General features: G+C 59.9%; 7 protein-coding genes and 2 pseudogenes. 3 read left to right on the forward strand and 6 right to left on the reverse strand.

The genetic code is table 11. The annotated features are described in order from the left end of the window. A pseudogene (locus ASD00_RS40565) lies at positions 1 to 108 on the reverse strand (hydrolase); the annotation flags it as partial. A 135-nt stretch (positions 109 to 243) separates the two neighbouring features. Further along, a complete protein-coding gene (locus ASD00_RS31475) occupies positions 244 to 1,176 on the reverse strand; it encodes a VOC family protein (protein ID WP_057211065.1) in 933 nt (310 codons plus the stop codon). A gap of 120 nt (positions 1,177 to 1,296) precedes the next feature. Between ASD00_RS31475 and ASD00_RS31480 the strand changes: the two genes are divergently transcribed. Further along, positions 1,297 to 2,196 (forward strand): LysR family transcriptional regulator, encoded by a 900-nt coding sequence (locus ASD00_RS31480; protein ID WP_057211067.1) that lies wholly within the window; start codon positions 1,297 to 1,299, stop codon positions 2,194 to 2,196. Positions 2,197 to 2,310: 114 nt separating this feature from the next. Here ASD00_RS31480 and ASD00_RS31485 read toward each other — a convergent pair whose 3' ends face one another. Next, positions 2,311 to 3,294: an alpha/beta hydrolase gene (locus ASD00_RS31485; RefSeq protein ID WP_057211069.1), complete on the reverse strand. Its 984-nt coding sequence runs from the start codon at positions 3,292 to 3,294 to the stop codon at positions 2,311 to 2,313. A gap of 192 nt (positions 3,295 to 3,486) precedes the next feature. Further along, a complete protein-coding gene (locus ASD00_RS31490) occupies positions 3,487 to 4,674 on the reverse strand; it encodes an MFS transporter (protein WP_057211071.1) in 1,188 nt (395 codons plus the stop codon). A gap of 103 nt (positions 4,675 to 4,777) precedes the next feature. Here ASD00_RS31490 and ASD00_RS31495 point away from each other — a divergent pair, with 103 nt between their 5' ends. Beyond that, positions 4,778 to 5,668: a LysR family transcriptional regulator gene (locus tag ASD00_RS31495; protein WP_057211074.1), complete on the forward strand. Its 891-nt coding sequence runs from the start codon at positions 4,778 to 4,780 to the stop codon at positions 5,666 to 5,668. A 340-nt stretch (positions 5,669 to 6,008) separates the two neighbouring features. On the opposite strand, the gene ASD00_RS31500 is transcribed toward ASD00_RS31495, so the two are convergent. Then, the gene (locus tag ASD00_RS31500; protein ID WP_057211076.1) at positions 6,009 to 8,072 is read right to left on the reverse strand and encodes an OmpA family protein; all 2,064 of its coding nucleotides are present in this window, start codon (positions 8,070 to 8,072) and stop codon (positions 6,009 to 6,011) included. Positions 8,073 to 8,623: 551 nt separating this feature from the next. Between ASD00_RS31500 and ASD00_RS31505 the strand changes: the two genes are divergently transcribed. After that, on the forward strand, positions 8,624 to 9,637 hold the full coding sequence (locus tag ASD00_RS31505) for a septal ring lytic transglycosylase RlpA family protein (RefSeq protein WP_082523795.1): 1,014 nt from the start codon (positions 8,624 to 8,626) through the stop codon (positions 9,635 to 9,637). A 146-nt stretch (positions 9,638 to 9,783) separates the two neighbouring features. On the opposite strand, the pseudogene ASD00_RS31510 reads toward ASD00_RS31505, so the two are convergent. After that, positions 9,784 to 10,820, reverse strand: a pseudogene (locus tag ASD00_RS31510) (Gfo/Idh/MocA family oxidoreductase). Between the last annotated feature and the right edge of the window lie 23 nt (positions 10,821 to 10,843).

The following is a 10,843-nucleotide window of genomic DNA, read 5'->3' on the forward strand; positions in this document are numbered from 1 at the left end:
CTTCAGCACTTGCCGATCGATCGACTGGACACCGAATGCCATCTGCGGCTGCTGGTCGATGAAAATGAGCTGGCTGTTGACGGGGGTCAGGACTTCGAGCTTGGACATTTTAGTTCTCCCTTTGATGTCTGGTGCGGTGTGGCGTTTGAAATTGATAAGCCTTCGGCGGTCGACTGCCTGGCTCAGGCAGCCGTCTCGAAAGTGAAGATGTGTGTTGATCAGGGGACCGGTTCAGATCGGATCCTATGCGGCAAGCGGAACCAGGTTTTCTTCGATCTGGTCACGGAAGGCTTCATATTGGTTCGGAAGCTTGAGCGCTTCGCCGAGATGTGCGGTGTCTTCATCACGATCGAAGCCGGGCTCGTTGGTCGCAATTTCGAACAGGATCCCACCCGGGGTCCGGAAATAGATCGCCCAGAAGTAATCTCGGTCGATGACCGGCGTGACCTGGTAGCCGGTATCCATCAGCGCCTTGCGCACTTCGAGCTGCTTCTCGCGGTTGTCGACGGCAAAGGCAATATGGTGGACCGAGCCGGCACCTTGGCGGGCAAACGGTGTTTTCGGAAGCGCTGCTAGATCGATCGTATCGGCACCGTTGCCGCCGGGGATGATAAAGCGGGTCACGTCGCCTTCGGTCTCGGCACGCTGGTAGCCCATGAAACCAAGCAGTTCCTCCGTGGCCGCCGTATCATGCAGGTTGAAGCGGGCGCCGGCAAAGCCGCGAATGGCCGTCTGGTCTGAGATGCCCTCCGCGATCCAGGGGGCACGGGTGTCATCGGCCGTTTCGACCAGGGCGAGCCCGTCGCCATCAGGTCCGATGAAACGGAGGCGGTTGGCGCCGAACGCTGCGTCTGTTTCCAATCCACCGACGCCCTTGGCAACTAGGCGATCCTTCCAGAAGCCGAGCGAGCCCTTGGGGATGGAGAACTGGGTCTCGCCCACCTCGCCCACACCTGGGCGGCCAATCATCATATTCTGGAACGGAAAGTAGGTCATGACCGTGCCGGGCGTCCCGTTCTCGTCACCATAATAGAGGTGATAGACACTGGGATCGTCGAAGTTGACGGTCTTCTTCACGCGGCGCAGTCCGAGGGCGTCGGTGAAAAACTTGTTGTTTTCGCGCGCATCCGACGCCATCGAGGTAACGTGATGCAGTCCCTTGATATCCTTGATCATGGCCGGTGCCTTTCTTCGTTGGCTTTGTCCGTTTCGATGGAGAAAGATGTAACCGGGTTGATGGATTCGCGGAATTGCAATATTTCTTCCGATTGAATTGCTATTTTTGAAATAATCGAGATGAACGACTACAAAGCCCTCCGAACCTTCCTACTCGCCGCCGAAAAACGTAACTTCGCTCAGGTCGCCCGCGAACTTGACATGACGCCGGCAGCCGTGACCCGTGCCATCGCTGCGCTGGAGGCCGAACTTGGCGTGCAGCTCTTCGTGCGCACGACAAGGCAGGTTTCGCTGACAACTGACGGAGCGATTTTCGCCGCGCAGATCCAGCCGGCCGTGAAGACGCTTGAAGATGCACGGCGGGATGTCATGAATGCGCACAAGGCTGATCAGGGACGGTTGCGCATCAGCGCGCCGACCTGGTTCGGCAAGGCCGTGCTCCCGCCGATCCTGTCGGGCTTCAGGGAGCTCTATCCAAAAATGAGCTTTGAAATCTCGCTATCTGACGGTCTGGTGAACATCGTCGACGACGACTACGACCTTGCGATCCGCATTTCCTCGCAGCCATCGGATAAGTTCACCATCTGGCGCAAGATCCGGGTCGTGCCGCGCATTCTCGTTGCCGCACCCGGAAGCCGGTTTGTCGATATACAGCATCCCAGCGAACTGACGCCCGACGATTGCCTCGCCTATAGCGGCGAAAGCCGGCGGGAAAACTGGGTTTTGTCGGACGGCGGATCGAGCATAACGATCTCGGCGGGCCGGGCGTTCAGTGCCAACAACGGTGAGGTTCTGGCTGACATGGCAGCTGATGGTGCCGGAGTGGCGATGCTGCCTGGATTTCATGTCTCGGAACATTTGAAAACAGGCCGCTTGGTTCACGTCCTGCGTGGATGGGCGCCGCCCGATCTGTGGCTGACGCTTTATTACCCGCCCTATCAGGCATTGCCGCCCCGCATTGCGTCTTTCTCGAAATTCTTCGAGGAGCAGGCGGCAGGTCAGATGGTGATGCTAGACTGAGGTATGGGTTCATGACCCCGCGTGCGAGGCCCCTCGCAGTATGGAATCTGACGCGTTTTATAGGATTAAGTGGGTGCGGCCGCGGCAAGTTTTGCCGCGGCCGCAACTTCTACATCATGACAGAACGAAGGCGAGAAGGTCAGCGTTCAAGACGTCGGCATTCACGGTCAGCATGCCGTGCGAGAAGCCCGGATAGGTCTTGAGCGTGCCGTTCTTCAGAAGCTTGACCGCCTTCAGCGCCGAGTCAGCGATCGGTACGATCTGGTCGTCCTCGCCATGCAGGACGAGAGTCGGAACAGTGATCGCCTTCAAGTCCTCGGTCTGATCGGTCTCGGAGAAAGCCTTGATGCCGTCGTAATGAGCCTTCGCGCCACCCATCATCCCCTGACGCCACCAATTCTGGATCACGCCTTCCTGGACTTTCGCACCGTCACGGTTGAAGCCATAGAAGGGACCGGCCGGGACGTCGCGGAAGAACTGCGCGCGGTTAGCGGCGAGCGCCGAGCGGAAGCCGTCGAACACTTCCATCGGCAGGCCTTCAGGATTGATTTCAGTCTTCAGCATCAGCGGCGGAACGGCGGAGACGAGGATGGCCTTGGCGACGCGGCCGGATGGTTCGCCATGCTTTGCGACATAGCGGGCGACTTCGCCGCCACCGGTGGAGTGGCCGATATGAACGGCGTTCTTCAGGTCGAGGGCTTCGACGACCGCAAAGGCGTCTGCGGCGTAATGATCCATATCGTGACCGTCGGAAACCTGCGCCGAACGGCCGTGGCCCCGGCGGTCATGGGCAACGACGCGGTAGCCGTTGGCGAGGAAGAACAGCATCTGGGCATCCCAATCGTCCGACGACAGCGGCCAGCCGTGGTGGAATACGATCGGCTGCGCATCCTTCGGGCCCCAGTCCTTGTAGAAGATTTCGACGCCGTCCTTGGTGGTGATGGTGCTCATTGCATTGTCCCCTTCGATTGAGTTGGCGGTGGAAGCAGCAGCGTTGCCTGCAAAGCTGAATGATGTGGAGAGTGCCATGGTGGCGGCGGCAGCCGCTCCGGAAAGCAGCGCGCCGCGGCGCGTCATGGGAAGAAATTTGTCAGTCATATTCGCGCCCTGCGATCTTTGTCTTTTGCCCTCAGCCGACGCTGTGTTCGTCTGACGAAGGGAAATTGCCACCAATCCGGAGTGACAACAATTGCAGCAATCGTTTCGATTCCATTGCATCCTTTGAAATAATATGGAGGGCGATGAGCACCATCCTCCCGCGTTGATGCTCGCACAACGTTGATTTTGATCTTACAATTGAGGTGAGCGACCAAGCGCTTTTACGGCCAAAGCGAGTAGCGGCAAGACACCGCCCACGAGGCTCACACCGAGCCAAGAGCCATTTTGCCAGGCAACTGAAGCAAGTGCCGATCCCGTCGCGCCGCCAAGAAACATTCCAGTCATGAAGATCGTGTTCAGGCGGCTTCGTGCATCCGGATTGAGTGCATATATAATGTGTTGATTGGAGACCAATGCGCCCTGAATGCCGAAGTCGAGGACGATGACGCCCACGATGAGAGCCACGATCGAAGCCCATGCTCCAAAGATAATCCAGGACACGACAGTCAAGGCCGCGCCAAGCCAAACAACGAAATGCGGTCCACGCTTGTCGGCAATGTGACCCGCTACCGGAGCAGCGAAAACGCCGACCGCTCCCACGATACCGAAAAGCCCGGCAATATCGGCACCAAGGCCGAAGCTCGGGCCCTGAAGATATAGCGCAAGTATGGTCCAGAACGCGGTGAACGAAGCGAAGAGGGCGGCTTGTACGAGGGTCGCTGTCCGAAGAGATGGCTCATGTGTCCAGAGGTGCCCCAGCGATTTGATCGCGTTGCGGTAATGCAAACGAGACGTGGGAGCATGATCTGGAAGCGTCGCGAACATCATCGCGGCGGCCACCAAGGCCATCGGCACGCCAATCCAGAACATCTCGCGCCAGCCGGCATGTTCGCCGACAAAACCAGATAGGGTTCGGCTGAACAAAATGCCCGACAGGACGCCCGCCATCACGGTTCCGATGGTCGCCCCGCGCTTGTCAGCAGGTGCCAATGAAGCCGCGAAGGGAACGATCTGTTGCGCTACCGTCGAGCTTGCTCCAACCAGAAGGGAACTAGCGACCAATATCCACGCGGACGAGGAAACAGCGGCTAGGGACAGGGCGATGGCAAGGATCAGAAACTGTCCAATGATGAGCTTGCGTCGGTGGACCAGATCGCCAAGAGGCAGAAGAAGGAAGAGACCGAGAGCGTATCCCAACTGGGTGGCGGTCGGTACTAGAGCGGTTGCGGACTGGCCGGGAAAATCGGCCTCGATGATGCCTAGCATCGGCTGATTGTAATAGATGTTGGCGACAGCGATGCCGCTGGCGGTGGCCATGGCGAGCAAGCCAACTCTACTCAATCCCGTAGGCGTTTTTGCATTCACGGTCGTGATTGTCATTTCCGGAGCCTTTCAAGCTATGAGATCGCGACAGATGTAGCTTTGCATCGCCTTCCGTTGTAGTATTGGCTAATGTTGAGCCTGTTTATCGAAACCCGTTATAATGAACACTGACGACATCGAGGTCTTCGTGGGCGCTGTTTCTTCCGGAAGCATATCCGAGGCAGGGCGCCGTCTTGGTTTAATGCCGATGGCGGCGACACGGCGCCTCTCCGCGCTGGAAGCAACGCTTGGCGTGCGTTTGCTTCACCGGACGACTCGGTCACTGTCGCTGACGCCCGAAGGTGAAACTTTCCTTCCGTACGCTCAGGCCATCATTGAAAATGAACATCAAGGCCGCGCACAGGTTCGCGCGGACACGCTTGGCGCAGCGGGGCTTCTTCGCGTCTCGGTGCCAATCGTATTTGGCGTGAAGATTGTGACTCCGCTGGTCCCAGCTATCCTTGCGGCTAATCCAGAACTGCAGATTGCCCTGGATATGAATGACCGCCTGCCTGACCTGACTGCTACCGGAACCGATTTGGCAATCCGCATCGCGCGTCTAAAGGACAGCAGCCTGATCGCACAAAAACTTGCGGATAACCCACGAACGCTTGTTGCCTCGCCGGGCTATCTTGAGCGGCGTGGGATGCCGCGTTCCATCGATGACCTCGCTCACCATGATTGCCTTCCTATGACAGGAGTCACGCATTGGACTTTCGTCGCCAGTGGCTCCGAAACCCATGTTCGCATAGGCTCTCGGTTTTCTTCGAGCAGCATCGCTGGATGCCAATCTGCTTGTGTCGCCGGGGCTGGGATCACCCTGCTTTCCGAATGGGCGATCGCCGATGACGTACTCGAAGGGCGGCTGCAGCGCGTGGTCCTCGATGACGCCACTCCTGAAGAAATTGGGATCTGGGCAGTCTACCCGACCACCAGGAACGTCCTGCCCAAAGTGCGCGTGTTCGTCTCCGCTCTGAGCCTTGCATTGCAGTCGGAGACCAATGCTCGTTAGAGCGTGTGACGGAACGAAGCGGCCTTTTCTTTGTGCGCCACAGAGCTCTCTGCCAACGGCGGTCGACGCACGCAAATCTCAACTGGTTCTGCAGGCGAGTTGCCCCAACACGTCGAATTCAGGACAGCAAGCCTTCGGGATTCAACACTAACCGCTGTCGTTTTCGTCGATGCCTTCCGCAGCGCCGGGACTAATCCAGATGCTATGCGTTTTGAGAAAATACCGCTGGAACACGCCACAATCTCCAAGGTCTCAGTGACAACAAAAGCCGCTGAGACCTTCTTTCGAGGCAGTTAGCTCTCGTGAAGAGCCTTCGATGTCATGGCGCGTCAGATTTCCGTTACCGCTGGGCGACCGGGCGCACCAGCGGCGTCACGCGGCGGATGGTCACGCGGCGGTTCTCCTCCTCGGGCTCCTGCGTGCCGATCTTCAGGAAGCGCTCACCATAGCCTTGGGTGACCAGGTTTTCCGCCGGGATGCCATAGACCTCGGTCAGGAGGACTGCGACGGACTCGGCACGCTCATCGGAGAGTACCAGGTTCGAGCGGTCGGAACCGACGGCGTCCGTGTGCCCCTCGATGAAGAAGGTCTCACCGGGATCCTTGTCGAGAACTTTCTGCATCGCGTCCGCAACCTTGCGCAGTGTCTTGGCCTGCGACATCGACACTTCGGCACTCCCCGTCACGAAGTGGATCGTATCGAGATCGATGCGTCGGACCTTGTCACGGAGACGGGCCGAATTGCGGACCTCATCGATCGTATAGACCCGCTCGACCCGTTCGACCGGTGGCTCGGACAGGAATTCATAGTAGTCCCGATCCGGTTCCTCCGCGTAGTCGACGATGTAGTCGTCGACCGGAATCGCCAGGCGCATCGGCGGCAATTCGTAGCCGACGTCGAAGATCGCCGGACGTCGTTCCTCCTGATATTCCGGCGCGTACATCAGCACATACTCGTTGCCGTCGCGGTCGACGCGCGACCGCTGCAGGATGTTGCCGTACCGGTCGTAGACCGTGACGATGCGATAGCCGCCCGGGCGGACGATCGTTTCACGAACGCGGCCGCGCGCCAACTGATCGTAGTAGGTCTCCTCCGAATCGCGGCGGAGCCTTGGCCGATCGTCGCCACGCACGAAGAACTGGTCGCCGACGCCGAGGACGACGCGATCGTCGATCCTCTCGACCACCTGCACCTCGGTGACATCATTATTCGTGGTGTTGTTGATGACCGTGTTATTGACGATGTTCGTCGTCTCCGGAACCGTGAACTCTGGCGCCGCTTCGACGCGTTGGCCTTCTTCCTTGATCGCGGCCTCGATCCTCTGCGGGGCCGCCTGCCGCACTTCGGCTGGAATCTCCGCCTGGGCCGCGGCGTCGTCGGTCGGCGGCGCTATGTTCTGCTCCTGGACGCGCAGCTCTTCGCGCTGCTTGCGCCGAGCCTCGCGCCCCCGGTTGCCACCGGCATTGTCGGCGTCCTTGTCGCTGTCGAGCACAGCCGCGCCGTTATCGACCGGAAGCACTACGGTCTCATCGGTCGCCGCCGGATCCTGTGCTATCTTGCGCTTCTCTTCCTTCGTGCGCCTGTCGACGACGATCGGAGCGGACCTGGCCCGAGGCGCTTCACCCTGGAGCTGCTCCGCCGTTGCGGGTTGTTCGGACCCCGGAACGGGCTGCTGTCCTTCCGCCTGTTGTTTGCGCTTCTTGGGCGCAGGTATCTGCTGCTCCCCGGCCTGCTGTGGGGTGCCTTCCTCTACGGCAGGCTGCTGTTCTTCGACCTGCTCCTTGCGCTTCTTGCGCACAGGAATTTGTTGCTCCTCAGCCTGCTGCGGAGCCCCTTCTTCTACGGCGGGCTGTTGTTCTTCGACCTGCTGCTTGCGCTTCTTGCGCGCAGGAGTTTGTTGCTCCTCAGCCTGCTGCGGAGCGCCTTCCTTTACGGCGGGCTGCTGTTCTTCGGCTTGCTGCTTGCGCTTCTTGCGCACAGGAGTTTGTGGCTCCTCAGCCTGCTGCGGAGCGCCTTCCTCTACGGCGGGTTGCTGTTGTTGGGCCTGCTGCTTGCGCTTCTTGCGCACGGGCGCTTGCTCTTCAACCTGCTGCGGCGCGTTTTCCTCGGTGCTGGGCTGCTGTCCGTCCGCCTGCTGCTTGCGCTTTTTGCGCACAGGCTCTTCTACCTGGCGCTGCGGCTCTTCGACACGCGGTTGTTGCTGTTCTGTCTGCCCTTCCTCGGCGGCATGCTGCTTCTTGCGCTTCTTGAGCAACAGCTGGTCCTCGGGCGACTGCTGGTCGGCGCCTTGCTGCGCCACCTGGAAGGGCGCCATCAGGCTCTCGGCCAGCGCCGGCTGAATTGCGAATGACACGGAGAGAACGGGCAAGGCCACTGTTGCGAAAAGTTTGGATCGAATCGACATGATCTTCCTTCGTCTTGTTGCGAGGTCCCCGCGACAGTTGCGCGTATCGCCCCGCATCAAAGTCGGTCGAGCGGCGCGCCCGCTCGCGAACTCCCAACGGGCCATCGCCCGCGGTTCCGACTTTTTTGTGTCAGCCAAACACTAGTCCCAACGCCGCAGCTGCCGATCGGTTCCGCTTGCTGGCCCATTCCTGACCGACTTACGCCGAAAAGAGACTCGCAAGCATGGGGGTCAAGGAGGTGAGCTGGCAGTCTTGCTAGTGCTGTGGATCGGCGTCCGCGGTGGGTTTGTCAGCGACCCGCAGAGGGTGTGGCATATATTCACGTACAATAATGGAACCTTTGGCTTCGGGTCCGATTCTACAATTATCTCACGGAAGGAGCGATAATGGCCCTCACCTCAGACTGCTGCAAGGTAACGACAAGTGCCTCAGCTCAATTCCGTCTGTCCCTCGACTCGATGCACAGCGGACTGCGAGCGCCTGGCCGATATGAGCGTTCGTGTCGAGACTTGCGGCAGATGCACGGGTGGCTGTCGCCGGCGTTGGACGGATGGTTATTGATGTAAGGGCGGCTGTCAAAGGCTTGCGATGGCTGGCGATTACGATGGTCTGCGCCAGCTGTGCTACCTGTACATCCACTCAAGCGCCGCACAAGAACCGCAGCAATGGATATACTTCCGAAATTGTACACGGCGTGAAGGCGAGCACGCGGGGCGCCTACGGCAAGAATATTCGCAAGGGTGGTGGCCGCTATATGGTCGGTAAGCCCTATGTGGTCAAAGGCAAGCGTTATTATCCGAAGGAAGACCCGAACTACGACAAGAAGGGTGTCGCTTCTTGGTACAGCCCGGCCTTTCGCGGGCGGCGGACCGCAAACGGCGAAATTTACGATCCGGATCACCTTTCCGCCGCGCATCCGACCCTTCCCTTGCCCAGCTATGTGCGGGTGACCAATCTTGAAAACGGTTCTTCGCTCATCGTGCGCGTCAACGATCGCGGTCCGTTTCATCGGGGTCGCATCATCGACGTTTCCAGCAAGGCAGCCGAACTGCTGGACCTGAAGCCCCGTGGCACGGGCGCCGTTCAGGTGCAGTATGTGGGCCGCGCCCGCCTGGGCGGACAGGATATGCCCTATCTCATGGCCTCCTTTGTGAAGAAAGGTGATCGCTTCCCGGCCGTCAATCCGGAGCCTCAGATTGCAACCGGCCTACTGGTGGCGTCGAAGCAGGCGAAGGGCGACCATTCACGGAGCGACGGTCAGCCCCTCTGGCCGATGTTGCCTGAGATCGGCCACGTTACATTTGAACGGCCGTCCGAATACGCCTGGGCCGGCGGCCTGGGCGGCGATGCAGATGTCAAATATTGCTTGGACAAGGACATTGATGACGGTGCGCGCGACATGTGCGAGATTCAAGTTATCCCTCTGCCGGGTTGGGATCGCGATCGGCGTCTGATCGGTGTGATCTCTATAAGGCGACGCCGCTCTCGTTGTCTTGCGCACCAACAGCGCGTCAACGTGGTAGGATCGGGTCAAGCGGACAACATCAGGGCCAGCAGGTCATAACGTGCCGCACAAACAGGCCGGAGACATGACTGCACCCGACCCGCAAAGCTCAAACATGCCCAAAACCACATTGCCAAACGGGCTTCATCCAGACATGGCGTGACCGCCCGCAGGCGACATCCGGGCGGAAGCGGGCGACCGTCGAGTTAACCGAACGCATGATTGTTGGAGCGCTGGGCATGCACGGCGCCGAGTTCGCGCCTTTCCGCCTCGGTCTCCATCGCCAGATCGAGCACCTTCTGCAGGTTCGCCGCATGGCGGAAGCCGGGCTCGACCGTCTTGGCATCCCGAACCGCGGCGACGAAGCGCTGGTAGTTGGTCGGAACAGTACCGGCACCGACATCACGCCAGGTTGCCGTTTCAACATCCGTGCCGAGGCAGGCGCGAAGCGTCGAGCCATCGGGCGTATGGACAACCTCGATCGCCCCCTTGTCGCCATGCAGCCGCAGCCGCAGCTCGTTGAGATGGCCGGTGGCCCAGCGGCTGGCATGGATCACGCCCATGGCGCCGTTGCTGAACTCGGCCGTCATGACGAAGCTGTCGTTGGCGTCGAGATCATATTCGCCGATCCGGTTTCCCGGCGCCTTGTCGAAGGTCTTCAACCGCGCGAAGATCCGCTCAGCGTCGGTGCCGGCGCCATAACCGGCGAAGTCGAGGATATGGATGCCGACATCGCCGAGCACGCCGTTCGAGCCGTGGTTGGTCGACAGCCGGAGACGAGCCAGCTCTGCAGATAGGACGCCTCCAGATGGCGCAACTGGCCGACATCGCCGGCCAGCACCATCGCCCGCGCCTTTTGCAGCGGCGCGACATTGCGATAGGTCAGGTTGACCATGGTCACCAGCCCCGATCGCTCGGCGGCATCGGCCATTTCCGCCGCCTTGGCGTAGTTTTCCGCCAGCGGCTTTTCGCACAGCACGTGCTTGCCGGCGGCAAGCAATGCCAGTGTCGTCGGGTGATGCGCCTTATCGGGCGTCACATTCGTCGCCGCATCGAACTTGCCCCAGGCAATGGCGTCGTCGAGCGAGGTGAACGTATTGGCGATGCCGTGTTTCTCGGCAAAGCCTTTGGCGCGCTTGGGGTCGACATCGACCGCTCCCACCATTTCCACGCCTTCGATCTGAGCGAAGGCTTGGGCATGGCTGTTGGCCATGCCGCCGGTTCCAACAACGAGAAGACGCATGATGCTCACCTGTAACCCGCTTC

Source organism: Ensifer sp. Root31 (genome assembly GCF_001424825.1).
GTDB classification, from domain to species: domain Bacteria; phylum Pseudomonadota; class Alphaproteobacteria; order Rhizobiales; family Rhizobiaceae; genus Ensifer; species Ensifer canadensis.

What these genes read in the sequence shown, in the direction of transcription:
- ASD00_RS31500 (WP_057211076.1), bottom strand. Translation starts at nt 8,072, where the DNA reads ATGTCGATTCGATCCAAACTTTTCGCAACAGTGGCCTTGCCCGTTCTC.
- ASD00_RS31480 (WP_057211067.1), top strand. Translation starts at nt 1,297, where the DNA reads ATGAACGACTACAAAGCCCTCCGAACCTTCCTACTCGCCGCCGAAAAA.
- ASD00_RS31490 (WP_057211071.1), bottom strand. Translation starts at nt 4,674, where the DNA reads ATGACAATCACGACCGTGAATGCAAAAACGCCTACGGGATTGAGTAGA.
- ASD00_RS31495 (WP_057211074.1), top strand. Translation starts at nt 4,778, where the DNA reads ATGAACACTGACGACATCGAGGTCTTCGTGGGCGCTGTTTCTTCCGGA.
- ASD00_RS31505 (WP_082523795.1), top strand. Translation starts at nt 8,624, where the DNA reads ATGGTTATTGATGTAAGGGCGGCTGTCAAAGGCTTGCGATGGCTGGCG.
- ASD00_RS31475 (WP_057211065.1), bottom strand. Translation starts at nt 1,176, where the DNA reads ATGATCAAGGATATCAAGGGACTGCATCACGTTACCTCGATGGCGTCG.
- ASD00_RS31485 (WP_057211069.1), bottom strand. Translation starts at nt 3,294, where the DNA reads ATGACTGACAAATTTCTTCCCATGACGCGCCGCGGCGCGCTGCTTTCC.